This is a genomic window from Streptomyces sp. NPDC056160 (genome assembly GCF_042268205.1).
Lineage (GTDB): Bacteria > Actinomycetota > Actinomycetes > Streptomycetales > Streptomycetaceae > Streptomyces.
In genome coordinates this window covers 1-24,220 of the sequence record NZ_JBHJUW010000134.1, presented here as the reverse complement: position 1 = coordinate 24,220, position 24,220 = coordinate 1, and the positions used below count along the sequence as shown (strand labels likewise).

General features: G+C 72.5%; 23 protein-coding genes. 4 read left to right on the top strand and 19 right to left on the bottom strand.

Features of this window, described 5'->3' with window-relative positions; all coding sequences use genetic code 11:
• The 16 genes from ACFC02_RS33965 to ACFC02_RS33890 form a co-directional block, all read right to left on the bottom strand.
• Nucleotides 1-203 (bottom strand): flavodoxin-dependent (E)-4-hydroxy-3-methylbut-2-enyl-diphosphate synthase (locus ACFC02_RS33965; RefSeq protein WP_360980158.1); only part of this gene is annotated, 203 nt, incomplete at its 3' end.
• A 4-nt stretch (nt 204-207) separates the two neighbouring features.
• Nucleotides 208-1,230, bottom strand: a complete 1,023-nt coding sequence (gene hpnH / locus ACFC02_RS33960) for an adenosyl-hopene transferase HpnH (protein WP_360980155.1) — start codon at nt 1,228-1,230, stop codon at nt 208-210.
• 5 nt (nt 1,231-1,235) lie between these two features.
• Complete coding sequence (locus tag ACFC02_RS33955; RefSeq protein ID WP_376365648.1) at nt 1,236-1,925, bottom strand: 1-hydroxy-2-methyl-2-butenyl 4-diphosphate reductase; 690 nt, start codon at nt 1,923-1,925, stop codon at nt 1,236-1,238.
• Nucleotides 1,925-3,949 (bottom strand): squalene--hopene cyclase, encoded by a 2,025-nt coding sequence (shc, locus tag ACFC02_RS33950; protein WP_376365646.1) that lies wholly within the window; start codon nt 3,947-3,949, stop codon nt 1,925-1,927. The genes ACFC02_RS33955 and shc overlap by 1 nt, the downstream gene beginning before the upstream one ends.
• 113 nt (nt 3,950-4,062) lie before the next feature.
• Nucleotides 4,063-5,127, bottom strand: coding sequence for a polyprenyl synthetase family protein (locus tag ACFC02_RS33945; RefSeq protein WP_376365653.1), 1,065 nt, complete (start codon nt 5,125-5,127; stop codon nt 4,063-4,065).
• Nucleotides 5,128-5,246: 119 nt separating this feature from the next.
• Entirely contained in the window at nt 5,247-6,752 is a 1,506-nt protein-coding gene (hpnE, locus tag ACFC02_RS33940; protein ID WP_376365644.1) for a hydroxysqualene dehydroxylase HpnE, read from the bottom strand.
• A complete protein-coding gene (locus ACFC02_RS33935) occupies nt 6,749-6,889 on the bottom strand; it encodes a DUF6380 family protein (protein ID WP_360980143.1) in 141 nt (46 codons plus the stop codon). Before ACFC02_RS33935 ends, hpnE begins: the two co-directional genes overlap by 4 nt.
• Nucleotides 6,889-7,839, bottom strand: coding sequence for a presqualene diphosphate synthase HpnD (gene hpnD, locus ACFC02_RS33930; protein ID WP_376365641.1), 951 nt, complete (start codon nt 7,837-7,839; stop codon nt 6,889-6,891). The genes ACFC02_RS33935 and hpnD overlap by 1 nt, the downstream gene beginning before the upstream one ends.
• Nucleotides 7,836-8,732, bottom strand: a complete 897-nt coding sequence (gene hpnC, locus ACFC02_RS33925; RefSeq protein ID WP_376365640.1) for a squalene synthase HpnC — start codon at nt 8,730-8,732, stop codon at nt 7,836-7,838. Before hpnC ends, hpnD begins: the two co-directional genes overlap by 4 nt.
• Nucleotides 8,733-9,094: 362 nt before the next feature.
• On the bottom strand, nt 9,095-9,907 hold the full coding sequence (locus ACFC02_RS33920; protein WP_376365638.1) for an ABC transporter ATP-binding protein: 813 nt from the start codon (nt 9,905-9,907) through the stop codon (nt 9,095-9,097).
• Entirely contained in the window at nt 9,900-10,829 is a 930-nt protein-coding gene (locus tag ACFC02_RS33915; protein WP_376365636.1) for an ABC transporter permease, read from the bottom strand. The genes ACFC02_RS33920 and ACFC02_RS33915 overlap by 8 nt, the downstream gene beginning before the upstream one ends.
• A gap of 102 nt (nt 10,830-10,931) precedes the next feature.
• Nucleotides 10,932-11,804, bottom strand: coding sequence for a glycosyltransferase family 2 protein (locus ACFC02_RS33910; protein WP_376365634.1), 873 nt, complete (start codon nt 11,802-11,804; stop codon nt 10,932-10,934).
• An 8-nt stretch (nt 11,805-11,812) separates the two neighbouring features.
• Complete coding sequence (locus ACFC02_RS33905) at nt 11,813-12,556, bottom strand: CDP-alcohol phosphatidyltransferase family protein (RefSeq protein WP_376365632.1); 744 nt, start codon at nt 12,554-12,556, stop codon at nt 11,813-11,815.
• Nucleotides 12,557-12,569: 13 nt separating this feature from the next.
• A complete protein-coding gene (locus ACFC02_RS33900) occupies nt 12,570-13,634 on the bottom strand; it encodes an iron-containing alcohol dehydrogenase family protein (protein ID WP_360980125.1) in 1,065 nt (354 codons plus the stop codon).
• Nucleotides 13,622-14,383, bottom strand: coding sequence for a phosphocholine cytidylyltransferase family protein (locus ACFC02_RS33895; RefSeq protein ID WP_360980122.1), 762 nt, complete (start codon nt 14,381-14,383; stop codon nt 13,622-13,624). The genes ACFC02_RS33900 and ACFC02_RS33895 overlap by 13 nt, the downstream gene beginning before the upstream one ends.
• Nucleotides 14,380-16,197 (bottom strand): DUF5941 domain-containing protein, encoded by a 1,818-nt coding sequence (locus ACFC02_RS33890; protein WP_376365630.1) that lies wholly within the window; start codon nt 16,195-16,197, stop codon nt 14,380-14,382. The genes ACFC02_RS33895 and ACFC02_RS33890 overlap by 4 nt, the downstream gene beginning before the upstream one ends.
• 581 nt (nt 16,198-16,778) lie before the next feature.
• On the opposite strand from ACFC02_RS33890, the gene ACFC02_RS33885 reads away from it, so the two are divergent.
• Complete coding sequence (locus tag ACFC02_RS33885; RefSeq protein ID WP_376365628.1) at nt 16,779-17,711, top strand: cation diffusion facilitator family transporter; 933 nt, start codon at nt 16,779-16,781, stop codon at nt 17,709-17,711.
• A gap of 211 nt (nt 17,712-17,922) precedes the next feature.
• Nucleotides 17,923-18,513 (top strand): isopentenyl-diphosphate Delta-isomerase, encoded by a 591-nt coding sequence (gene idi / locus ACFC02_RS33880; RefSeq protein ID WP_360980113.1) that lies wholly within the window; start codon nt 17,923-17,925, stop codon nt 18,511-18,513.
• A gap of 25 nt (nt 18,514-18,538) precedes the next feature.
• Here the strand turns inward: idi and ACFC02_RS33875 are convergent, their stop codons facing one another.
• The gene (locus ACFC02_RS33875; RefSeq protein ID WP_376365651.1) at nt 18,539-19,051 is read right to left on the bottom strand and encodes an ATP-binding protein; all 513 of its coding nucleotides are present in this window, start codon (nt 19,049-19,051) and stop codon (nt 18,539-18,541) included.
• 250 nt (nt 19,052-19,301) lie between these two features.
• Here ACFC02_RS33875 and ACFC02_RS33870 point away from each other — a divergent pair, with 250 nt between their 5' ends.
• Nucleotides 19,302-20,048, top strand: a complete 747-nt coding sequence (locus ACFC02_RS33870) for an enoyl-CoA hydratase/isomerase family protein (protein WP_376365626.1) — start codon at nt 19,302-19,304, stop codon at nt 20,046-20,048.
• A 21-nt stretch (nt 20,049-20,069) separates the two neighbouring features.
• Here ACFC02_RS33870 and ACFC02_RS33865 read toward each other — a convergent pair whose 3' ends face one another.
• On the bottom strand, nt 20,070-20,702 hold the full coding sequence (locus ACFC02_RS33865; protein WP_376365624.1) for a DJ-1/PfpI family protein: 633 nt from the start codon (nt 20,700-20,702) through the stop codon (nt 20,070-20,072).
• Nucleotides 20,703-20,763: 61 nt separating this feature from the next.
• On the bottom strand, nt 20,764-21,726 hold the full coding sequence (locus ACFC02_RS33860) for a GlxA family transcriptional regulator (RefSeq protein WP_376365622.1): 963 nt from the start codon (nt 21,724-21,726) through the stop codon (nt 20,764-20,766).
• A 205-nt stretch (nt 21,727-21,931) separates the two neighbouring features.
• Between ACFC02_RS33860 and ACFC02_RS33855 the strand changes: the two genes are divergently transcribed.
• A partial coding sequence (locus ACFC02_RS33855; protein WP_376365620.1) for a Tex family protein occupies nt 21,932-24,220 on the top strand: 2,289 nt, incomplete at its 3' end.

Here is a 24,220-nt window from a genome sequence, read left to right as displayed (position 1 = left end):
ATCTGGCAACCCGACGCGGTCAGCTCCGCGATCTGCTGCAACGTGGCACCGATGTCCGACGTACGGGTCGTCGTCATCGACTGCACCGACACCGGGGCCCCGCCCCCGACGGCCACCGGCCCGACCTGGATACGCCGCGACACGCGTCGCTCGGCGATCGGCCGGGCCGGCACCTCGGGAAGGCCCAAGGAAACGGCCGTCATGGTCTCAGCCCCGGTTTCCCGAGACGGTCTCGCGCATGGCCCGCAGGGACTCCTTGAGGGACCCCATGGTGGCCAGGACTGCGGTGGGCTCGTAGCCGCAGTGCGCCATGCAGTTGGCGCAGCGCGGGTCCTTGCCGCGGCCGTACTTGTCCCAGTCGGTCTTCTCGATGAGTTCGCGGTACGTCGGGACGTAGCCGTCGCTCATCAGGTAGCAGGGGCGCTGCCAGCCGAAGAGCGAGTAGTTCGGGATCGCCCAGGCGGTGCACGGGAAGTCGACCTTGCCCTCGAGGAAGTCGAGGAACAGCGGGGAGTGGTTGAGCCGCCAGCGCAGCCGGTTGCCGCCCGAGAAGGCCTTCCGGAACAGCTCGCGGGTCTGCTCCACGCCGAGGAAGTGCTCCTGGTCGGGCGCCTTCTCGTATGCGTAGGCGGGCGAGATCATCATCTCGTCGACCTTCAGGTCGTCGTTGAGGAAGTTGAGGACCTCGACGATGGTCTGGGGGGTGTCGGTGTTGAAGAAGGTCGAGTTGGTGGTCACCCGGAAGCCGCGCCGCTTGGCCTCCTTGATGGCCGCCACGGCCTCGTCGAACACACCCTCCTTCGCCACGGACTCGTCGTGCCTCTCGCGCAGGCCGTCGATGTGCACTGCGAAGGCGAAGTAGGGGGACGGCTTGAACTTGTCCATCTTCTTGCGCAGCAGCATGGCGTTGGTGCACAGGAAGACGTACTTCCGCTTGGCCACCAGCTGGCGCACGATCTCGTCGATCTGCGGGTGCATCAGGGGCTCACCGCCCGCGATGGACACCATCGGGGCGCCCGACTCCAGCACGGCACCCACGGCCTGGGCGACCGGCATGCGCTGCTTGAGCACCCCGGCCGGGTGCTGGATCTTGCCGCAGCCCTCGCACTTGAGGTTGCAGGCGAAAAGCGGCTCGAGCTCCACGATCAGCGGGAACTTGTCCCGCTTGCGCAGCTTCTGTTCGGCCAGATATGTAGCGACCTTGATGGACTGACGCAGTGGCATGGCCATCTGGCTCACCTCCTGGGGAGCAGCACATTACGGTGCCATTCGAAGAAAGTAGGGAGGACGGCACGGAGAACGCGGACGGCGGATATGCCGCCGCGCACCGTGCCGATGCGTACGAGTTCGTGTTCCGGGGCGTCCACGACCACCCGGACGGCCGCGACCGGGCGGCCGCCCGCACGGACGGCGCTCAGCAGCGTGGCCGCCGATTCCATGTCGACCGCGATCGCGCCGGTGGCGCGCAGTTCGGACCGCTCGGGACCGCGCACGACGTGGTCGGAGCCGGTGACGGGCCCGGTGTGGACGGTGCGGCCGGGCAGGGCCCGGACGAGTTCCTTGACCAGCAGTTCGGTGCCGACGCAGGCAACCGTGGAGCGCGGGTCCCGGGTCTCCTCGGCGACGACCAGGTCGCCGGGGTGCATGCCGGGGGCGAGACCGGCGCAGAAGCCCGTGGCCAGCACGGCCGCCCCGGCCAGCGCGGGCTCGGCGAGGGCCCGGGTGACGGAGCGTTCCGCCGCCCGCGGGCCCATGCCGGTGCGCAGGATGTTCACCGGTCCTTCGGCGCCGTGCCGCTCCGGTGCGCCCGCGGGGCGCCGCCGGCCCGCCCGCCGCGCGCCGCGCTCACCGCTGCGCAGGGCGAGGTGCTCGATGCCGAGCGCGCAGGCGATCAGCAGCGGGTCCGGGGCGGGCCGTGTGTTCATCAGCTCGCCTGGGCCTCGACGCGGGGCCGGTTGCCCGGCGCCCGGTCGGCGAAGGGGTCGCCGTGGACGTAGCGGCCGAGGGCGGTGAGCGGGAAGACCTGCCGGTACAGGTGGTAGTTGATGGAGAAGTCCCAGGGGAAGCCGGTGCCGGTGAAGTACGGCTCGTCCCACGAGCCGTCCTCGCGCTGGGTGTCCGCCAGCCACTGGACGCCGCGCTCGACCGCCTTGGAGTCCTTCTCGCCGGCCGCGAGCAGTGCCATCAGCGCCCACGCGGTCTGCGAGGCGGTGGAGGCGCCCTTGCCGCTCCACTCCTTGCTGTGCTCGTAGGAGCGCAGGTCCTCGCCCCAGCCGCCGTCGTCGTTCTGCACGCTCTCCAGCCAGGCCACCGCGCGGCGGATCGCCGGGTGGGAGCCGGGCAGGCCCGCGGCGGTCAGCGCGGGTACGACGGAGCCGGTGCCGTAGACGTAGTTGACGCCCCAGCGGCCGAACCAGGAGCCGTTCGCCTCCTGTTCGGCGAGCAGCCACTGGATGCCGCGCCGGGTGCGCGGGTCGCGGGACATGCCCTCGACGGCGAGCATCTCCACGACGTGCGCGGTCACGTCCGCCGACGGCGGGTCGATGACCTCGCCGAAGTCGCAGAACGGCAGCCGGTTGGGGAAGGGACTGGTGTTGTCGACGTCGAAGGCGCCCCAGGCGCCGTTCCTCGACTGCATCCCGAGGTTCCAGCGGACTCCGCGGCCGATGGCCTTGTCCACGCGTTCCGGGTCGTGGTGGCGGACCCGGCGCAGGGCGAGGACCACCTCCGCGGTGTCGTCGATGTCGGGGTAGTTGTCGTTGTGGAACTCGAAAGCCCAGCCGCCGGGCGGCAGTCCGGGGCGGCGTACCGACCAGTCCCCGGGGCGCACGATCTGCTCGCCGAGCATCCAGTCGGCGGCCTTCACCAGTTGCGGGTGGTCGGCGGGCACACCAGCGTCGGCGAGCGCGATGGTGGCCAGGCAGGTGTCCCACACCGGGGACTGGCAGGCCTCGATCATCCGGGCGCCGTCCTCGCGCCACACCGTGAAGCGGTCCAGCGACTCCAGGCCCGCCCGCATCACGGGGTGGTTGAGGTCGTAGCCCATCAGGTGCAGGGCGATGACGGAGTACACGGCGGGCGGCTGGATCCCGCCCCAGCAGCCGTCGTTCTCCTGCCGTTCGATGATCCAGCGGACGGCGGCGTTCATCGCGGCCCTGCGCAGCCGCTTCGGCGCCACCTTGCGGAACGCCTGCAAGCCCTTGTCCAGGCGCTGGAAGACGCCGTCCCAGCTCGCCGCCGGGGCGAGCGGCCGGGGCGGGTTGGGCCGCAGCGGGTCGGTGTGCAGTTCGTCCAGCGGGAACGGCGCGGGGCGCACCGGGCGCTTGGCCGAGACGACGGTGAGCGGCACGATGGTCTGCCGGGCCCAGCAGCCGAAGTCGTAGATGTTGAGCGGCATCCAGTCGGGGAACCAGATCAGCTCCGGCGGCATCTCCGGCAGGTCGTCCCACTTCCACCAGCCGAACAGGGCGAGCCAGATCCGGGTGAAGACGCGGGAGGCGGCGATTCCGCCCCGGGCGCGGACCCAGGCCGCCGCCTTCGCCATGTGCGGGTCGTCGGGGGCGTCGCCGGCCAGCCGGAGGGCGACGTAGGCCTCGATGGTGGTGGACAGTTCGCCCGGGCCGCCGTAGAAGGTGGCCCAGGTGCCGTCCTCGCGCTGCTCGCCGCGGATGAAGAGGGCGGCGGCGCGGGTGGTCGCCTCGTCGGCGATACCCAGGAACTGGCGCAGGAGCAGGTCCTCGGCGTCCATCGTGACGTTCGTCTCGAGGTCGCCCTTCCACCAGCCCTCGGCGTCCTGCTGCGCGAGCAGGAAGTCGGTGGCACGCCGGGTGGCGTGTGCGGCGGCTTCTTGTACCCCGGCCGTCACGGGGGTGGTGAGTACGCTTTCGCTGGCCGCGGCAGCGCGGGTCGGCAGTGCGGCCCCGGTGCTTCCGTCGGTCGTCGCTGTCATGGCTTCCCCTTCGTGCAGTCGTGCAAGTCGTGCTGCTGTGGGTCCGCCGTCGACCGGTGCCCGAAACCTTTCGGCACCGGCCGGCGACTACGCGAGGGTGGTTGCGATAGTGATCATCTCTTTCGTACGACGACGAAGTCGGCGAGCTCGGTGAAAGCGGACCGGACCCGGTCGGGCATGTTCACGGAGTCGAGGGCTTCGATGGCGATGGTGTGCTGACGGCGCGCCTCACGGGCCGTCCACTCGCGGCCGCCCGCCTCCTCGATGAGGGCGGCGCGGGCCGCGAACTCCTCTTCGGAGAAGTTCTCGAAGTCGCTTGCCTTGGCGTCGGCGGCGAGGATCTCGCCGAGCCGCTCGGAGGCTTCTCCGCCCGCCGCGAGCGCGGCCACCACGGGCAGGGATTTCTTGCGCTGGCGCAGGTCGCTCCAGGTCTGCTTGCCGGTGGCCTCCGGGTCGCCCCAGATGCCGAGGAGGTCGTCGACGGCCTGGAAGGCCAGGCCGAGGTGGTGGCCGTACTTCTCCAGGGTGTCGGCGGTCGCGTCGTCGGCGCCGCCGAGCACTGCGCCGATGGAGCTGGCGCAGGCGAGCAGTGCGCCGGTCTTGTTGCCCTCCATCTCCAGGCACTCGGCGACGGTGACACGGTCGCGGTGCTCGTAGGAGATGTCCTGGGCCTGGCCGTCGATCAGGGCGCGGCTGGCGGCGGTGAGCCGGCGGGCGGCGCGGCCGGCCTCGACGGTGCCCAGCTCCAGCAGCACCTCGCCCGCGAGGGCGAACAGGGCGTCGCCGACGAGGATGGCCTGGGCGGGGCCGTGCACCTTCCAGACGGTGTCGCGGTGGCGGCGCTGTTCGTCGCCGTCCATGAGGTCATCGTGCAGCAGGGAGAAGTTGTGCACGAGCTCGACGGCGACCGCGCCGGGGATGCCGACCTCGGGCGCGGCGCCGGTGACCTCGGCTGAGAGCACCGCGAGGGCGGGGCGCACGGCCTTGCCCCCGTCACCGTGCGCCGGGTTGCCCGCCGCGTCGATCCAGCCGAAGTGGTAGGCGGCGACGGTGTCCATGGGAGGGGCCAGGCGGTCGACGGCCTCCCGCAGGACCGGAGTGGCCAGGGTCCGGCCGCGCTCCAGCAGCGCGGACACGTCCACCGCGGTCTGCCGAGCGGCCGGCGAGGCCGGGGGCACAGTGGGCACAGTCTCTCCTCTGGTCGCGGTACCGGCGGGGCCGGGCGCGCATGGCGTCGTGGGGCAGGCGGGAACGTGACGACAGGGCCTGGAGCCCGCGGCGGGCGGGCGGTGGACCTTCACCGGGTCCCTCCTCGCTGGGCGGCGCCGGTCTCTCCCGGTTGTCGGCCGGGGCCCCGGGGGGTGTCCCCCGGGAAGGCGGAGGGGGCCGTCTCCTTCAGGGTGAAGAGACGGCTCGGGCGGGGCCGGCCCAGGGCGCGCAGCGCGGCGTCGGCGGCGCTCACGCCGCTGCGCACCGCGCTCTCCATGGTCGCGGGCCATCCGGTGGCGGTCCACGCTCCGGCCAGGTAGAGGCCGGGTGCCTTGGTGCGGGCGCCGGGGCGCAGCCGTCCGACGCCGGGGGTGGGGGCGAACGTCGCCGTGCGCTCCCGGGTCACGAAGAAGTCCTTCACCTCGGCGCCGCGGGCTCGCGGCAGCAGCCGGCGCAGCTCGGGCAGGTAGCGCTCGCGCAGTTCGGCGACGGGGGCGTCGATCTCGTCGTGGGCCACCGACTGGGACAGGGCCAGGTACTGCCCCTGCTTCAGTCCGGAGGCGTCGGTGCGGTCGAAGACCCACTGCACCGGGGTGCCGAGGGCGGCGACGAACGGCCGGGCGAGGACCTTGCGGTCGTAGACGACGTGCACGTTGAGGATGGGCGCGGTGCCGATGTCGAGCAGCCGTTCGGGGGCGTCCAGGGCACCCGTCGGCAGCAGGCCGTGGGCCTCGCGCTGGGGTACGGCGAGGACGACGGTGTCGGCCTGGAGCGTCTCGCCGGGAACCTGAACGCTCCAGCCGCCGTTCTCGTTGGTGGAGACGGAGGTGACGCGTGTACGGACCTCGGTACGGACGCCCGCGGAGTCGAGCGCCTTGCGGGCGAGGCGGTCGTGCAGTTCGCCCAGCGGGGCGCGGGCCCAGCCGATGTCGGCCGCGCCCGGCTCGGACAGCAGACCGGTCTTGAACACCATCGCGGCCAGCCCCAGTGAGGCGTCGGAGGCGACCGCGTTGAGGGTGGCGACCCCCACGAGGTCCCACAGTGCCTCGACGGCACGGGGCGACTGGCCGTGCGCGGCCAGCCAGCTGCCGAAGTCCTGGGAGTCCAGGGCCGGGTCGGCCGGGTCCAGTGCCTTGAGGGCGAGCGCGGCGCGGCCCACCCGGGCGCGCTCGGCGAGCGAGAGGTGCGGGTAGGTGGCCAGGCTGCGCCCTAGGTGCAGGGGTACGGGCAGCGCGTCGCGGCGCAGTCTGCCGAGCCGCCGTCCCTCGGGTCTGGCCGCGTCGAGGACGGGCACGTCGAGCCGGTCCTGCAGCGGGGCGAGCGCGGCGCCCTCGATCCGGTCGAGGAACCAGCGGTAGGCGGTGCAGCAGCGCAGGTAGACGTGCTGTCCGTTGTCGACGGTGAGGTCGCCGCGCCGGAAGGAGAAGGCGAGGCCGCCAAGGCGCGGCCGACTTTCGAGCAGCGTCACGCGCACCCCGGCGTCGGCGAGGGCGAGCGCGGCGGTCAGGCCCGCGAGTCCGCCGCCGACGACGACGGCGTGCCGCCCGGGCACCGCCGCCGCGAGTGGTCCGCCCGGTCGCGTCCCGTCCGTCATCGTGCGCCCTCCCCTGTCCGTCCGCCGCGGTGGGCGCGTGCTCCCCGGCCTGCCGTCGCCGTCAGTGACGCCGTCCGGCACCGCAGGGTTGCCCGCGGGTCGTCGCCCGCGTGCTGCTGCTCGTCCTCCTGCCGCATCAGGCGTGCCTCCTGACGGCCTGCCTGCTCACGTGCCGGGTGTCCAGCCCGGACAGTCCGCGGACCGCGACGTACGCCTTCTCACGGCCGGGCAGGGAGACCCGGCCGCGCAGCACGGCCTCGGGCTCGCGTGCGATGCGGTCGAGCAGGCGGCGGTAGATGCCGGCCATGGCGGCGACGCAGGCGCCGCTGCGCCTGTCCAGCATGGGCAGCAGCTGGTAGCCCTCCGCGAACAGGGCGCGGGCACGCCGTACTTCGAAGTGGACGAGGCCCGCGAAGTCGGAGCCCTCGGGCGGGGTGGGCCCCTGGAAGCCGGCCGAGCAGCCGAACTTGGCGAGGTCGTCGGCGGGCAGGTAGGTGCGGCCGCCCTGGGCGTCCTCGCGCACGTCGCGCAGGATGTTGGTCAGTTGCAGGGCCAGGCCCAGCGTGTCGGCGTACTCGGGGGCGCGCTCGGCGCCGCGCGCGCCGGGCTCGGTGCCGAACACGCCGAGGGAGAGCCGTCCGATGGCCCCGGCGACGCACCGGCAGTAGACCTTCAGGTCGTCCCAGGTCTCGTACGTCTCGCCGCGGACGTCGGCGAGGACGCCGTCGATGAGTTCGTCCAGGCCGCCGAGCGGGATCGGGAAGGTGCGGGCGGCGTGGGCGAGCGCGACCGCGACGGGGTCGGTGTCGTCGTCCTCGACCGCGCCCTCGCGGATCCGGCCGAGCAGGGCCCTCGTGTCCTTGAGCCGGGCTTCCTTGACGGCGTCCGCCAGCGCGCCGTCACCGATGTCGTCGACGCGCCGCGAGAACGCGTACAGCGCCGACATGGCGCGGCGCTTGGGCGCCGGCAGCAGCCGGATGCCGTACGCGAAGTTGCGGGCCTGCTGTCCGGTGACGGCCTCGCAGTAGCTGTAGGCAGCGAGTACCGGTGCGGACGCGTGCTGTTCCGACTCCACGCTCCGGATCACCCCTCTCCTCGCAGAGTCACGCCCACCTCGCGCAGCAACTGGACCTTGCCGGGCTTGGGCGGGCCGGGAAGTACGTCGTGTTCGGCGGCGGCGATCGCGCGGATCGCCGCCCTCCCCCCTGCCACGAACCCCGCGAGCAGCAGCTTCAGCCTGCCGTGGACGCTACCCACCAGGGGGGCGCCTTCATTCAGGAGTTCACGGGCGCGTTCGGCTTCGTACGCGACCAGTGCGCGCACCGATGCGCCCGCGGTGGGTGTGGCGAGATCCGCCTCCTGGACGTGGAAGCGCTTCATGTCCGAGGCGGGCAGGTAGATGCGGTCGCGCGCGAGGTCCTCCGCGACGTCCTGGAGGTGCTCGACGATCTGCAGGGCGGTGCAGATCGCGTCGGAGCGGCGGATCCGCTCGGGGGTCGAGGTTCCGGTGACGGCGAGGACGAGGCGGCCGACGGGGTTGGCGGACAGCTCGCAGTAGGCCAGGAGGTCGTCGTAGGTCTCGTACCGGGCGACGAGCTGGTCCTGGCGGTTGGCGGCGATCAGGCCGAGGAACGGCTGGGGGGACAGCGAGCACCGGCGCACGGTGGGCTGCAGGCGGCGCAGCAGGGGGTGGTGCGGGGTGCCGTCGAAGACGCGGCGCAGGTCGGCCTCGAAGGCGTCGAGGAGGACGAGGCGGTCCCCGGCGCGCTCGGGCTCCACGCCGAGCAGCCGGGCGTCGGCGCCGCCGGGGGCCAGGTCGCCGTCGCCGATGTCGTCGACCAGGCGGGCGAAGCCGTAGACGGCCATCAGGTCGGTGCGCCAGGCCCGGGGCAGGAAGAACGGTGCCACGGGGAAGTTCTCACCCGCGGCCTTGTCGAGTGTGGCGCGTTCCGGATCGAGCGCCGTATTCACCCGCGTCATCGTCCGCTGCCCGGCGCGGGGACGGCACGTGCTGCGGTGAGCAGGGGAGTTTCCGTAGCCATTGCCGTCACATCTCCCGTTCTACACTGCCGACCCAACACACACTATTTCGGACACGCCGCCCGGCCCTCCGGGCAGCGGCCCTGGCGGAGGGTGTCGCGCATTATCTCCCCACTTGCCGCTTTCCGGGACCGGTACAGCTTACGTTGTACAACGCCGGGGGTCGCAGGGGGGGTGTCCCGCAGATCACAAGAACACACCGATCGCCGTCAAGATTCCTTTCGACCGCGGGAGTTGACGGTTCCTTTACGGACGAAGGGCCCCGCCGGAAAGTTCCGGCGGGACCCCGCCCCCGCGTCGTTCTATTTACCCGTGAACTTCTCGTACTCCTTGAGCACCTCGTCCGTGGGCCCGTCCATGCGCAGTTCCCCGCGTTCCAGCCACAGGACCCGGTCGCAGGTGTCCCGGATCGACTTGTTGTTGTGGCTCACCAGGAACACGGTGCCCGCTTCCTTGCGCAGCTCGCGGATGCGCTCCTCGGACCGCTTCTGGAACTTGCGGTCACCGGTGGCCAGCGCCTCGTCGATCATCAGGACGTCGTGGTCCTTGGCGGCGGCGATGGAGAACCGCAGCCGCGCCGCCATGCCCGAGGAGTACGTCCGCATCGGCAGCGTGATGAAGTCGCCCTTCTCGTTGATGCCCGAGAAGTCCACGATCTCCTGGTAGCGCGCCTTGATGTCCTCGCGGGACATGCCCATGGCCAGGCCGCCGAGGATGACGTTGCGCTCGCCGGTCAGGTCGTTCATCAGGGCCGCGTTCACGCCGAGCAGGGAGGGCTGGCCGTCGGTGTAGACCTTGCCCTTCTCGGCCGGGAGCAGTCCTGCGATGGCCCGCAGCAGGGTGGACTTGCCCGAACCGTTGGAACCGATCAGGCCGACGGCCTCGCCGCGGTAGGCGACGAAGGAGACGCCCTTGACGGCGTGCACCTTGCGCACACCGCGCGCCGATTCGTCCTTGCCCCGCTTCAGGATCCGGCTGAGGGCCGCGGTGGCGCTGCCCTTGCCGCTCTTCGCGCCGTTGACGCGGTAGACGATGTGCAGCTGGTCCGCGATGACGGTGGGGATCTTGGCCCCGCCCTCGCGCACCGCGTCCCTGCCGGTGTTCTGCTCAGCCACGGCCGTACCTCTCCTCCGCCTTCCAGAAGTACACGAAACCGCCGGCGAAGAAGACCACGGCCCACAGCAGCGCGATGGCCCAGACGTGCGGCGGGAGGTGCGAGGCGCCGTAGCCGTCGATCAGCGCGAAACGCATGAGGTCCATGTAGACGGCGGCCGGGTTGACCTGCATCAGCCGGATGAACCACTCCGGCCGGCCCTTGAGCATGCTGTCGATGGAGAACATCACGCCCGACGCGTACATCCAGGTCCGCATGATGAACGGCATCAGCTGGGCCAGGTCGGGCGTCTTGGCGCCCATCCTGGCCACGATCAGCGACAGGCCAGTGTTGAACAGGAACTGCAGCGCCAGCGCCGGGACGATCAGCAGCCAGGACATCGCCGGGAAGCTGCCGAAGGCGATGACCATGATGAACAGCACGATCATCGAGAACAGCAGCTGCTGGAGCTGCTGCAGCGCGAACGAGACCGGCAGCGAGGCCCGCGGGAAGTGCAGCGCCCGCACCAGGCCGAGGTTGCCGGAGATGGCCCGGACACCGGCCATGACCGAGTTCTGCGTGAAGGTGAAGACGAACACGCCGGTGACCAGGAACGGCAGGTAGGTGTCGTGCGACAGGCCCCGGTTGGCCTTGAGGATGACGCCGAAGATGAAGTAGTACACGGCCGCGTTCAGCAGCGGCGTCACCACCTGCCAGAGCTGGCCGAGCTTGGCCTGGCTGTACTGGGCGGTCAGCTTCGCCTGGGAGAAGGCGAGGATGAAGTGGCGCCTGCCCCACAGCTGGCGTACGTACTCGATGAGCGCGGGCCGGGCGCCGCTGACGGACAGGCCGTACTTGGCGGCGAGCCGGTCCGCAGGAAGGCCCTCGTCGGGCGGCGGTGCCGCGCCGAGGGCGACAGAGCCGTCATGCGTTGTCTCACTCACAAGGGAAATACTTTCGTCTTCGAGATGCGCAGCCTGTGCGGATGGACGGGCATGGCACGGGCAGCGGCCGGGCGTGGCCGGTGCTGCCCGGCAACGAGCTTGTCAGATGACCGGCGGCCGGCCCAGCCGGGTGAGCCGCCACACCGTGCGCCACCGCATGGGCCGGCGCGGTCCGCACGGTGTCGCCCAGCCCTCCCGGAACCCGCCGAACCAGGCCTTCAGGGCCGGGCGCGAGGGGCGGCGGGCGAGCGTGAGGAGCATCCACACGCCCAGGTAGACCGGGACGAGCGGGGCGGGGAGGTTGCGGCGGGCCAGCCAGACCCGGTTGCGGGCGACCATGCGGTGGTAGACCGCGTGCCGCGAGGGCGCGGTCGTGGGGTGGTTCAGCACCATGTCGGACCGGTAGTCGATCAGCCAGCCCGCGTCCAGGGCCCGCCACGCCAGGTCGGTTTCCTCATGGGCGTAGAAGAACTCGTCCGGCAGGCCGCCGACCTCGGCGAGGACCCTGGTGCGGCAGGCGTTGGCGCCGCCGAGGAAGGTGGTGACGCGGGAGGAGCGCATCGGGTCGGAGGCCCGCAGCCGCGGCACGTGGCGGCGCTGGGTGGCCCCGGTGTCGGGGTCGGCGATGCGGAAGCTGATGATCCCCAGCTTCTCGTCGGCGGCGAAGGCGCGGCGGCACAGCTCGGCGGTGTCGGTACGGGCGAGGAGGCCGTCGTCGTCGAGGAAGAGCAGGATGTCGACGTCCGTGCCGCCGGGGCCGAAGGCCTCGATGCCGACGTTGCGCCCGCCGGGGATGCCGAGGTTCTCCGGCAGTTCGACCGTCCGTACGCCCTCGGGGACCTCCGGGACGGGTGAGCCGTTGCCGACGACGACGACCTCGACCGGGTCGCCGTCCTGCTTCGCCACGGAGTCGAGCAGCGCGCGCAGTTCCTCGGGGCGGTTGCCCATGGTGATGACGACGGCCCCGACCTTCATGGGCGCGCTCACTTCAGCCTGCTGGAGGCCAGGACGGACACCAGGTGCAGCAGCGTCTGCAGGAGCGCGATGCCGGCCAGGACGGCCGTGCCGAGCCGGGTGAAGAACAGGTCTCCCCGTATCTGGTCCACGACCGCGAGGACCAGGATCAGCAGGGACGCCTCCATGCCGAGGATCAGCCGGTGGAACTTGAGCGCCGCGGCGGCCCGGCGGGCCAGCGCCACCCCGGAGGAGCGCGGCTCGGCGGCGCTCTCCTTGACCGGGGGGAGCCCGCCCTGGTGGCGGGCCACGCCGACCAGGTCCGTCTCGGCCTTGATCAGGATCGCGCCGAGCGCGGCCAGCGTGCCCAGGAAGGCCCACAGCCAGTCGATCCGCCCGGTGCCCCACAGGTCGGCGGCGCGCAGCCCGAGGCCGACCAGGACGGCCGCGTCGGTCAGGTAGGCGCCGACCCGGTCCAGGTAGACACCGCCGAGCGAGAACTGCTGCTTCCAGCGGGCCACCTCTCCGTCGACGCAGTCCAGCAGCAGGTAGAGCTGGACCGCGACGACGCCGAGCACCGCGCCCCACACGCCCGGCACCAGCAGCGCCGGGGCGGCGAGGACACCGCACACGGTCATCAGGTACGTGAGCTGGTTGGGCGTGACCCTGGTGTTCACCAGGTAGCGGTCGACCCGCAGGGACACCTCACGCATGTAGAGGCGTCCCATCCAGTGCTCGCCGCTGCGCCGGTCCTTGACCCCCGCGGGGTGCACGACCGGTCTGAGTTCAGCTACCGATGGCCTTGACATAGTCGGCGTAGGCGTCCTTGATCTGGTCGGTCTTGAGGTCGAGGTGTTCGAGGATCGTGTAGCGGCCGGGCCGGGTCTCGGGGGCGAACTCCACGGCGCGGACGAACTCGTCCACCGTGAAGCCGATGTCCTGCGGCAGCACCGGCAGCCCGTGCCGGCGCAGCACCTCGGCCATCAGCCCGGCCGTCTGCGTGTCGCCGCGCAGGTGCGTGGCGAACGCGCCGCCGAGGCCGCACTGCTCGCCGTGGAGCGCGCTGCGCTTGGGGAAGCACAGGTCGAACGCGTGGCTGATCTCGTGGCAGGCGCCCGAGGCGGGGCGGCTGTCCCCGGCCACCGACATGGAGATGCCGCACAGCACCAGCGACTCGGAGAGTGTCGTGAGGAACGAGTCGTCGCCGATGCCCCCGGGATGGCGCAGCACGGCCTCGGCGGCCTGGCGGGCCATCGCGGCGGCGAGGCCGTCGACCTTCTCGCCGGTCTCGCGGTGCGACAGTTCCCAGTCGGCCACGGCGGAGATCTTGCAGATCACGTCGCCGATGCCGGCTTGGACGTAACGGACGGGTGCCTCACGGATCACATCGAGGTCGATGACGATGCCGATCGGATTGGGCACTCCGTACGAGCCGCGGCCCGCGTCGTTGTCCAGGGTGGCGACCGGCGAGCACAGCCCGTCGTTGGCCAGGTTGGTGGCCACCGCGACCAGCGGCAGGCCCACGCGGGCCGCCGCGTACTTGGCGCAGTCGATGACCTTGCCGCCGCCGAGGCCGACCACCGCGTCGTAGCGGCCGGCCTTCTTGATGGAGTCGGCGAGCCTGACCGCGCCGTCGATGGTGCCGTCGGCGTCCTCGAACCAGTCGGCGCCGGGGAACGCCGGGGCGAACCGCTCGCGCAGCACCCGTCCTGAGCCGTTGCTGATGGCGAAGGCCAGCCGGCCCGAGGGCGAGATCCGCTGGTCGGAGAGGATCACGGCGAGGTCGTCGAGTGCCCCCCGGCGGATGTCGACGGCGACCGGCGACGGGATCAGCCGCGTCAGTACCGGCACGCGATCTCCCGTCCCCTGGCGAGGTCGTCGTGGTTGTCGATCTCGACCCAGTCGACGTCGCCGATCGGTGCCACGTCGATGCGGAAGCCGCGGTCGACCAGCTCCTGGTAGCCGTCCTCGTAGTAGAGCTGGGGGTCCCGCTCGAAGGTGGCCTTCAGCGCGTCGGCCAGGTCGGCGGCGGCCTCGCCCTCGATGAGGGTGACGCCGATGTACTCGCCGGTCGCCTCGGCCGGGTCCATCAGCTTGGTGATGCGCCGCACACCGGTGGCGGGATCGACGACGACCTTCATCTCCTCGTCGGCGAGCTGCTTGACGGTGTCCAGGGCGAGGATGATCCGCTTGCCGTCGCCGCGGGCGGCGAGCAGCGTCTTCTCCACGGAGACCGGGTGGACGGTGTCGCCGTTGGCGAGGATCACGCCGTCCTTGAGGGCGTCACGGCCGCACCACAGGGAGTAGGCGTTGTTCCACTCCTCGGCCTTGTCGTTGTCGATGAGGGTGAGCTTCAGGCCGTACTTCTGCTCCAGGGCCGCCTTGCGCTCGTACACGGCCTCCTTGCGGTAGCCGACGATGACGCCCGCCTCGGTCAGGCCGATCTCGGCGAAGTTGGCGAGGGTGAGGTCGAGGACGGTGAGCCCGTCGGAGCCGTCCTCTATGCCCGCGGGCCCGACCGGCACCAGCGCCTTGGGCAGGGTGTCGGTGTAGGGACGCAGGCGCCGTCCGGCGCCTGCCGCCAGCACGAGGCCGATCATGCGGGTTCTCCTTCGTCGTGTACGGCGGGCGCGCCGCCCTTGTGGGCGGCCACCCAGAAGCGGATGCTCTCGGCGAGCACCACCAGGGCCACGAGCACGGCGAGGACCGTGAGCGCGGCCTTGAACTGCGCGAGGGTGAGCAGCGCCGCCAGCACGGTGACGAGCAGCGTCCGCCCCTCCTGCCCCCCGATGGCGCGCACCAGGCGGGCCGGCGGCGCTCCGGCGTCGCCGCGGATGCGGTACACCGTGTCGTAGTGATGGTAGGCGACGGCCGCCACCAGCCCGAAAGCCGCCGGAAGGGCTCCGTTCACGTCGGCGCGGGCGGCCAGGGCCAGCACGGTGCCGTACTCGGCGGCGCGGAAGAACGGCGGGACCAGCCAGTCCAGGGCGCCCTTGAGGGGGCGGGCGACGGCGAGCGCCGAGGTGAGGACGTAGACCAGGGCGCCGACGACCGGCCAGAAGCCGCCGAAGCCGGTCAGGGCGGAGCAGGCGACCACGGCGATGGCGCCGAGCAGGGCGACGGCGGGCGCGGTGATGCCGGGCAGCTTGCGGGCGGGGCCGTGCAGCGCACGGGCGAGGCCCTCGGCGAGCGGGCCGCTGTCGGCGAGGTCCGCGAGCGCCTGGGCCGCGCGGTCGGTGCGGGTGGCCCGGCGGGTCACCGAGCGCAGCAGGCGTCCGGCGGTCGTGTACGTCGCCGCGAAGGCGCAGCCGACGAGCAGGACGTACAAGGTGATGCGGGGGGTGGTGGCGGCCGTCAGGACGGCGATCATGGCCCAGCGTTCGCCGATGGGCAGGACGATCATGCGGCGCAGCCAGACCGTCCAGCCGACGCTGTCGAGCTTGTCGGACAGGGCGGCGGTGGGGCTGGTGTTGGCGGTGGCGTCGTGGTTGGCCTCGGTGAAGGAGAAGTCGACGACGTGCCGGCAGGTCTGCAGGACCATGGCGCCGAGCGCGAGGGCCCACACGTCGTCCCCGCCGCGGGCCGCGCCGAGCGCGAGTCCGGCGTAGTACGCGTACTCCTTGGCCCGGTCGAAGGTGGCGTCCAGCCAGGCGCCGAGGGTGGAGTACTGCAGCGAGTAGCGGGCGAGCTGGCCGTCGGTGCAGTCCAGGACGAACGAGGCGATGAGCAGCACGCCGGCGGCGACGAAGCCGCCGCGGGTGCCGGTGGCGGCGCAGCCGGCCGCTATGAGCGCGGTGAGCAGGGAGGCGGTGGTGACCTGGTTGGGGGTCAGGCCGCGGCGTGCGCACCAGCGCGCGATGTAGCGCGAGTACGGGCTGATGAAGAACGTGGTGAAGAACCCGTCGCGGGCCTTGACGGCCGACTTCAGGCGGACGGCCTCGTCGTCGACGGCGGCGACGGCCTGCCGTGCCTCGTTGCGGGCCTGGGGGTCGGCGGGGACGACGGCGACGAGGCTGCCGAGTTCGGGGTGGTGCACGCCGGCGCCGTCGGCGTGCAGGGCGTCGACGACCCGGTCGGCGACGCTGTCGACGGCGAGCGCCGTGCCGCCGCCGGCGGAGTTCTCGCGGGCCATCGCGCGGGTCAGGGCCTGCCGGCCGGTGGGCTGCGCGGTGACGGCGCCGGGGACGGCGGCGAGCGGGAAGCGGGGGTCGGTCAGGCCGAGGCGCAGGGCGTGCGTGTGCCCGACGAACCGGGCGTCGACGACGGCGACCCGCTCCTCGCCCGGTACCCGGGCGAGGAGGGTCTCGGCGTCACCGACGTCCTCGGCGAACCGCACGTCGAAGCCGAGGGACCGCAGATCGGCCTCGATCGACGATCCGGGGACCGGCTGGCCGGTGAGGATGGCGGTCGACAACCGAACTCACTCCCTGGTGCCGGCGCGTGGGCGCCGGTCATGTGCATGGTGGAGGGGTGCCGCTTGCCCCGGGGCGGCCGGGCGGCATGTCGGCAGAGGCTATCGGATGCCGGGAAGCCCGCGTTCACCACCCGTTCACGGGCCGATCAACGTCATCTGGCCGCAGCCTGCGCCGAGATCATCATCGGTGATCCGGGGGCCGGGCCACAAACTCCGTACCAGATCGGGCATTCACCCCAGACGATCACCCCGAACGATCACGTCGGACGATCACGTCGGACGACCGGCGGCAGGTGGCGGGAGGGGCGGGGCAGCGGTGGCGGGGTGCCGCGGCCCCCGTGTTCCCTGCGCCCTGCGCCCTGCCCCCGTACCCCGCGGTCCGGTGCGCCGCGCCGCTCCTCGCAGCCCCGACACGCGGCGCGCGGAACCTGCCGAAACGTTCTGACCTGCGGATCGTTTGCGCAGGTCAGGGCACATGACAACGGTGTTCAGTGCCGCGTTGCCCCATACCCCCCACCCGTAGTTGACTGGTCCCCGCCCGGGCGGGGATCCGGGCGGGACCCACGAGGACGGAGAGGCTGATGGGGGCCGGTCACGACCACGGGCACGCGCACGGCGCCACCGGCACGGCGGCGGCCGCGCACCGCGGCACGCTGCGCGTCGCCCTGTCGATCACGCTCGCCGTCATGGTGGTCGAGATCGTCGGCGGCGTGCTCGCCGACTCCCTCGCGCTGGTGGCGGACGCCGCCCACATGGCGACGGACGCCCTCGGGCTCGGCATGGCGCTGCTCGCCATCCACTTCGCGAACCGCCCGCCGAGCGGGAACCGCACCTTCGGCTACGCCCGCGCCGAGATCCTCGCCGCGCTCGCCAACTGTCTGCTGCTGCTCGGTGTCGGCGGGTACGTCCTGTACGAGGCGGTGCAGCGGTTCGTCGCGCCCGCCGGGACGAACGGCGGGCTGATGATCGTGTTCGGTCTGATCGGCCTGGTGGCGAACTCGGTCTCGCTGACGCTGCTGATGCGCGGCCAGCGCGAGAGCCTGAACGTGCGGGGCGCGTTCCTGGAGGTGGCCGCGGACGCGGTCGGCTCGCTGGCCGTCATGATCTCGGCGGCGGTGATCCTGCTCACCGGCTGGCAGGCCGCCGACCCGATCGCCTCGCTGGCCATCGGCCTGCTGATCGTGCCGCGCACGGTCAAGCTGCTGCGCGAGACCCTGGACGTGCTCCTGGAGGCCGCCCCGAAGAACGTCGACATGGACGAGGTGCGGGCGCACATCCTGGCGCTGGACGGCGTCGAGGACGTGCACGACCTGCACGCCTGGACGATCACCTCGGGTCTTCCGGTACTGTCCGCGCACGTGGTGGTCAGTACCGAGGTGCTGAGCGCCATCGGCCACGAAAAGCTGTTGCACGAACTGCAGGGCTGCCTCGGCCACCACTTCGACGTGGAGCACTGCACCTTCCAGCTGGAGCCCGGCGGGCACGCCGAGCACGAGGCGCGTCTGTGCCACTGAGCGCCCTCGCGGCCCCCGGTCCGCCGGGGTGCCCGGACGGTTCCGGCGGCGCCCGGCAGGGCACGATCAGTCACCGGGTCCCCTTTCGGTGACGGCCCGGCGAGAGCCGTGTCCCCGCCCGGCGCGAGGACATGCGGTACGCCGGGAAGTGCCGGGGGTGCCGGTTTCGTGCGGCAGACTTGGGGCTCGAGGACCGATGCGAAGGATGGGTATGCCGATCACACCTGCCACCGCGACGCACAGCTCGTCGAACGGCACCGCGGACGCGATCTTGCTGGAACTCGTCGACGAGGACGGCGTGACGATCGGCACCGCGGAGAAGCTCGCCGCGCACCAGCCGCCGGGGCAGCTGCACCGCGCCTTCTCCGTGTTCCTCTTCGACGAGCAGGGCCGGCTGCTGCTCCAGCAGCGGGCGCTCGGCAAGTACCACTCCCCCGGGGTGTGGTCCAACACCTGCTGCGGTCACCCCTACCCCGGCGAGGCGCCCTTCGCGGCGGCGGCCCGGCGCACGTACGAGGAGCTGGGGGTCTCCCCGACCCTGATGGCCGAGGCGGGAACCGTCCGCTACAACCACCCGGACCCGGCGTCGGGCCTGGTGGAGCAGGAGTTCAACCACCTCTTCGTCGGCCTGGTGCAGTCGCCGCTGCGGCCCGACCCGGAGGAGGTCGGCGCCACCGCCTTCGTGGCGCCCGAGGAGCTTGCCGAGCGGCACGCGCGCGACCCGTTCTCCGCATGGTTCATGACCGTCCTGGACGCGGCCCGCCCGGCCGTCAGGGAGCTGACCGGCCCCGCGGGCTGGTGAGCCGGCCGGGGTGCGCGGGGTTCTCCTAGGAGTCCTGGACGGCGGGGGTGAGCGGCAGGGCGGCCCAGATCACCTTGCCGCCGCTCGCCGTGTGCTCGACGTCGCAGGCCCCGCCCGCCTCCCGGGCGATCTCGCGCACGAGCAGCAGCCCGCGCCCTCCGGTCCGCCCGTGGTCGGTCTCCAGCGCGGTCGGCCGGTAGGGGTGGCCGTCCTCGACGGAGACCCGCAGCCACTCGGCGCCGACGGCGACCTCCACGGCGAGCATCGGGGAGAGCACCGCCGCGTGCCGGACGGCGTTCGTGACCAGCTCGGACACGATCAGCAGCAGGCCGTGGACCAGGTCGCCCGAGGCCGGTACGCCCTGGCGCAGCAGCAGGTCGCGCACGGCGTGCCGGGCCTGCGGGACGGAGGCGTCGACGGCGGGCGCGGTGAACCGCCAGACGCCCTCGTACGGCAGCGGGGGCGGCGGTGCGCCGTGCAGGGGGGCCGCCGTGCCGCCCGCTGGGCGCGGGCCGTCCCCGCGCCCGTGGTTGTCCATCGTCCGGTCGCCACCCTCGCGCTCGATTGTCACCACACGACGAGTGTTGGTACCGCGGCGCGCGACCCCAAGAACTGAGCGCAAGTCAGCCGGTTCCCAGCCCTTTCCGAGCGTTTCTGTCACCCGCTGCCGTGAATCCGACCGGTTCTGGTCGGCCCGCGTCCTGTTTGCGAACTTTTCGGGTTGTACGGGTTCCACGGGCACCCCCGGTCGCGATCGAACACCCTCTCGGGCGGATAGCATCCGCTCCATGGAGCCGCAGCTGCTGCACGACGTGACCGACGCGGTCGCCACCGTCGTCGTCCACCACCCGGCCAAGCGCAACGCCATGACGGCCGGCATGTGGCGGGCGCTGCCGCCGCTCCTGGACCGCCTGGCCGCCGACCCGGGCGTACGGGCGCTGGTGCTGACGGGCGCGGACGGGACGTTCTGCGCCGGCGCGGACATCTCCACGCTGCGCGAGTCGCCCGAGGAGGCGCAGCACCTGGCCGTGCTCGCCGAGGAGGCGCTCGCCGTCTTCCCCAAGCCGACCCTGGCCGCGGTGCGCGGGCACTGTGTCGGGGGCGGGGCGCAGCTCGCGGCGGCCTGTGATCTGCGGTTCGCGGAGGAGGGCGCGCTGTTCGGGCTGACCCCGGCGAAACTCGGGATCGTCTATCCCGCCTCCGCGACCCGGCGGCTGGTGTCCCTGGTGGGGCCGGCCCGCGCCAAGTACCTGCTCTTCTCCGGCGAACTGATCGACGCGCAGCGCGCGCTCGGCACCGGGCTGGTCGACGAGGTGCTGCCCGAGGGCGAACTCGGCAAGCGCGTGGCGGAGTTCACCCGCGTCCTGACCGCACGCTCCCAGCTGACCCAGGCCGCGGCCAAGGAGTTCGCGGACGGCCGCACGGACCGGGACGCCCACTGGACCGCCCAGGCACGCGGCAGCGGCGACACCGCCGAGGGCGTCGCCGCCTTCCTTCAGCGCAGGGCCCCGCGCTTCACGTGGAGCGTCGGGTAGGGGCCCCGGCCGGGCCGCGGCCTAGGACAGGTGGCGGCTGTCGGCGCGGAACTTCTCCACCAGGTGGGCCGGTGCCTTCTGCGGGGATCCCGCGTCGTAGGGCGGCTGCGGGTCGTACTCGGTGAGGAGCTGGACGGCCTGGGCCGTCTCGTCGCCCGCGATCCGGCCGAGCAGCGTGAGCCCCATGTCGATGCCGGAGGAGACGCCGGCGGCGGTCACGTACTTGCCGTCGACGACCACCCGCTCCCCCGTGGGCTCGGCGCCGTAGGTCTCCAGCTGATCGAGGGCCAGCCAGTGGGAGGTCGCGCGGCGGCCCCGGAGCAGCCCGGCGGCGGCCAGCAGCAGGGAGCCTGTGCACACGGACGTGGTCCAGGTGCTGGTGGCGTCGGCGGCGCGCAGCCAGTCCAGCAGCGTGCCGTTCTCCATCTGGGGCGTCTGCCCGGGGCCGCCGGGGACGACCACGACGTCGGGGGACGGCACGTCCGCCAGGGTGCGGTCGGCGGTGAGCGCGAGGTTCCCGGTGTCGGCGCGCACCGGGCCGGTCCGCTCGGCGACGAACACGGTGTCCGCACCGGGCAGGCGGCCCAGGGTCTCGTAGGGCCCGACGGCGTCGAGCGCGGTGAAGCGGTCGTAGAGGAGGATGGCGATCTGCATGGGCTTCCCTTCGGTGGTTCGCTCGGTCGACCGGGCGTGCGGTGGGTGCGGTGGGCTCCGGTCAGGGGGTGGCCGGGGCCGGGCGGAAGCGGCGCCGGTACTCCGCCGGCGAGGTGCCGAGCGTGCGCAGGAAGGCGCGCCGCATGGCCTCGGGCGTGCCGTAGCCGCTGGCCCGGGAGATCCCGGCGATGCCGTCAGCGGTGTCCTCCAGCAGGCGCCGGGCGTGTTCGAGGCGGACCCGGTCGACGTACCGGCCCGGGGTCGTGCCCGTCTCGGCCTGGAAGGCGCGGGCGAAGTGGCGCGGGGAGAGCGCGGCACGGGCGGCGAGCGCCTCGACGCCCAGGTCGCCGGCCGGGTGCTCGGTGATCCACTGCTGGACGTCCCGGAGCGGGTCTCGGTGGGCCGTCTGGGCCGTGAGCTGGGCGCTGAACTGCGCCTGGTTGCCCGGCCTGCGCAGGAACACCACGAGGTGGCGGGCGACGGCCAGTGCGGCGTCCCGGCCCAGGTCCTCCTCCACGAGGGCGAGGGCCAGGTCGATGCCCGCCGTGACGCCGGCCGAGGTGACCACGTGGCCGTCCCGTACGAAGATCGGGTCGGCGTCGACCCGCACCGCCGGGTGGTCCCGGGCGAGCTTCGCGCAGTACGCCCAGTGCGTGGTGGCCCGGCGGCCGTCCAGCAGGCCCGCCTCGGCCAGCAGGATCGCGCCGGTGCACACCGAGACCAGACGGGGAGCGCGCGGCCCGTGCCCGCGCACCCACTCGACCAGGCGCGGATCGCCCCGGCGGGTGCCCTCGCCGCCGGGGACGAGGAGGGTGTGCGGCGCGGGCGCGTCCGCGAGCGCGGTGTCCGGTACGAGGGCCAGGCCGCTGGAGGTGCGCACGGGGCCGCCGTCCAGGGAGGCCGTACGGATGCGGTAGGTGCCCGGGGTGTGCTTCTCCGCTCCGGCGAAGACCTCCACGGGACCGGTGACGTCCAGACTCTGTACGCCGTCGAAGAGGACGACGAGAACGGTTCGCTGCCACATGGCCCCGATTCTCGGCAGCCCCGCGGACGGCCGCAACGACGGATTTCCCACCTTTTCGGCCATGCGCCCGCCGGGGCCGCCGGCCGGTGGACGGCGGGGCCCTCGCCGGCGACGCGCCCCGCCGGGCCCCGCCCTGCTCCCCGGATGTCGGTGCCGCCTGCCACAATTGCGGCGCAACCCGAAGTGGAGAAGGCGGTACGGGATCGTGACGACACCCCTCACAGGGTCCATCGAAGGCAGGATCGCCGAGGAGCTCGGCGTCAGGGAGCGGCAGGTCAGAGCCGCCGTGGAGTTGCTCGACGGCGGTTCGACGGTGCCCTTCATCGCCCGCTACCGCAAGGAAGCGACGGAGACGCTCGACGACGCGCAGCTGCGCACGATCGAGGAGCGGCTGCGCTATCTGCGGGAACTGGAGGACCGGCGGGCCGCGATCCTGGACTCGGTGCGCGAGCAGGGCAAGCTCACCGACGAACTCCAGGCGCGGATCCGGGGCGCCGAGACCAAGGCCCGGCTGGAGGACATCTACCTGCCGTTCAAGCCGAAGCGGCGGACGAAGGCGCAGATCGCGCGGGAGGCGGGCCTGGAGCCGCTGGCGGACGGCCTGCTCGGCGACCCGGGCGTGGAGCCGTCGGCCGCGGCGGCGGCCTTCGTCGACGCGGACAAGGGGGTGGCCGATGCGCAGGCCGCGCTCGACGGGGCCCGGGCGATCCTCACCGAGCGGTTCTCCGAGGACGCCGACCTGATCGGCGAGCTGCGCGAACGCATGTGGGTGCGCGGGCGGCTGGCCGCGAAGGTGCGCGAGGGCAAGGAGGAGGCGGGCGCGAAGTTCGCCGACTACTTCGACTTCACCGAGCCGTTCACCGAGCTTCCCTCGCACCGGATCCTCGCGATGCTGCGCGGTGAGAAGGAGGAGGTCCTGGACCTCGTCCTGGAGCCCGAGGAGGCCACCGAGGGACCGTCGTCGTACGAGGGGACGGTGGCGCACCGCTTCGGCATCGCCGACCGCGGCCGGCCCGGCGACAAGTGGCTGACGGACACGGTCCGCTGGGCCTGGCGCACCCGGATCCTCGTGCACCTCGGCATCGACCTCAGGCTGCGGCTGCGGACGGCCGCCGAGGACGAGGCGGTGAACGTCTTCGCGGCCAACCTGCGTGACCTGCTGCTGGCCTCCCCGGCCGGCACCCGCGCGACGCTGGGCCTGGACCCCGGCTTCCGCACGGGGGTGAAGGTCGCCGTGGTGGACGCGACCGGCAAGGTCGTCGCCACGGACGTGATCCACCCGCACGTTCCGGCCAACAGGTGGGACGAGGCCATCGCCAAGCTGGCCCGCCTGGCGAAGGAGCACGCGGTCGAGCTGGTCGCCATCGGCAACGGCACGGCGTCACGGGAGACCGACAAGCTCGCCGGTGAGCTGATCGGCAAGCACCCGGAGCTGAAGCTCACCAAGGTGATGGTCTCGGAGGCGGGCGCGTCCGTGTACTCGGCCTCCGCCTACGCCTCCCAGGAGCTGCCCGGCATGGACGTGTCGCTGCGCGGCGCGGTGTCCATCGCGCGCCGGCTCCAGGACCCGCTGGCCGAACTGGTGAAGATCGACCCGAAGTCGATCGGCGTCGGGCAGTACCAGCACGACCTGTCCGAGGTGAAGCTGTCCCGCTCCCTGGACGCGGTGGTCGAGGACTGTGTGAACGGTGTCGGGGTGGACGTGAACACGGCGTCCGTGCCGCTGCTCTCGCGGGTCTCCGGCGTGACCGGTTCGCTCGCGGAGAACATCGTGGCGCACCGTGACGCCAACGGCCCGTTCACCTCGCGCGCCCAGCTGAAGAAGGTCTCGCGGCTCGGCCCGAAGGCCTACGAGCAGTGCGCGGGCTTCCTCAGGATCCGTGGCGGCGACGACCCGCTGGACGCATCGAGCGTGCACCCGGAGGCGTATCCGGTGGTGCGGCGGATGGTGAAGACCACGGGCCAGGAGGTGGCCTCCCTCGTCGGGAACACGGGCGTGCTGCGCTCGCTGCGGCCGGCCGACTTCGTGGACGGCACCTTCGGTCTGCCCACGGTCACCGACATCCTCAAGGAGCTGGAGAAGCCGGGCCGCGACCCGCGTCCCGCCTTCAGGACGGCCACCTTCAAGGAGGGCGTGGAGAAGATCTCCGACCTGTCCTCGGGGATGGTCCTGGAGGGTGTGGTGACGAACGTGGCGGCGTTCGGCGCGTTCGTCGACGTCGGTGTCCACCAGGACGGTCTGGTGCACGTGTCGGCGATGTCGAAGACCTTCGTCAAGGACCCGCGGGACGTGGTCAAACCCGGTGACATCGTCAAGGTGAAGGTCCTGGACGTCGACATCCCGCGCAAGCGGATCTCGCTGACGCTGCGTCTGGACGACGCGGCGGCGCCGCAGGACCGCGAGGGGCAGGGCGGCGGCGGTGAGCGCGGCCGGCGCGGCGGCCGGCCGCCGCAGCAGCGGCAGGGCCGCGGGGGCGGCGGCGGTAACGGTGGC

What these genes read in the sequence shown, in the direction of transcription:
- hpnH (WP_360980155.1), bottom strand. Translation starts at nt 1,230, where the DNA reads ATGGCCATGCCACTGCGTCAGTCCATCAAGGTCGCTACATATCTGGCC.
- ACFC02_RS33955 (WP_376365648.1), bottom strand. Translation starts at nt 1,925, where the DNA reads ATGAACACACGGCCCGCCCCGGACCCGCTGCTGATCGCCTGCGCGCTC.
- shc (WP_376365646.1), bottom strand. Translation starts at nt 3,949, where the DNA reads ATGACAGCGACGACCGACGGAAGCACCGGGGCCGCACTGCCGACCCGC.
- hpnE (WP_376365644.1), bottom strand. Translation starts at nt 6,752, where the DNA reads ATGACGGACGGGACGCGACCGGGCGGACCACTCGCGGCGGCGGTGCCC.
- ACFC02_RS33935 (WP_360980143.1), bottom strand. Translation starts at nt 6,889, where the DNA reads ATGCGGCAGGAGGACGAGCAGCAGCACGCGGGCGACGACCCGCGGGCA.
- hpnC (WP_376365640.1), bottom strand. Translation starts at nt 8,732, where the DNA reads ATGACGCGGGTGAATACGGCGCTCGATCCGGAACGCGCCACACTCGAC.
- ACFC02_RS33910 (WP_376365634.1), bottom strand. Translation starts at nt 11,804, where the DNA reads ATGAAGGTCGGGGCCGTCGTCATCACCATGGGCAACCGCCCCGAGGAA.
- ACFC02_RS33895 (WP_360980122.1), bottom strand. Translation starts at nt 14,383, where the DNA reads ATGATCGGCCTCGTGCTGGCGGCAGGCGCCGGACGGCGCCTGCGTCCC.
- ACFC02_RS33885 (WP_376365628.1), top strand. Translation starts at nt 16,779, where the DNA reads ATGGGGGCCGGTCACGACCACGGGCACGCGCACGGCGCCACCGGCACG.
- idi (WP_360980113.1), top strand. Translation starts at nt 17,923, where the DNA reads ATGCCGATCACACCTGCCACCGCGACGCACAGCTCGTCGAACGGCACC.
- ACFC02_RS33875 (WP_376365651.1), bottom strand. Translation starts at nt 19,051, where the DNA reads ATGGACAACCACGGGCGCGGGGACGGCCCGCGCCCAGCGGGCGGCACG.
- ACFC02_RS33870 (WP_376365626.1), top strand. Translation starts at nt 19,302, where the DNA reads ATGGAGCCGCAGCTGCTGCACGACGTGACCGACGCGGTCGCCACCGTC.
- ACFC02_RS33865 (WP_376365624.1), bottom strand. Translation starts at nt 20,702, where the DNA reads ATGCAGATCGCCATCCTCCTCTACGACCGCTTCACCGCGCTCGACGCC.
- ACFC02_RS33860 (WP_376365622.1), bottom strand. Translation starts at nt 21,726, where the DNA reads ATGTGGCAGCGAACCGTTCTCGTCGTCCTCTTCGACGGCGTACAGAGT.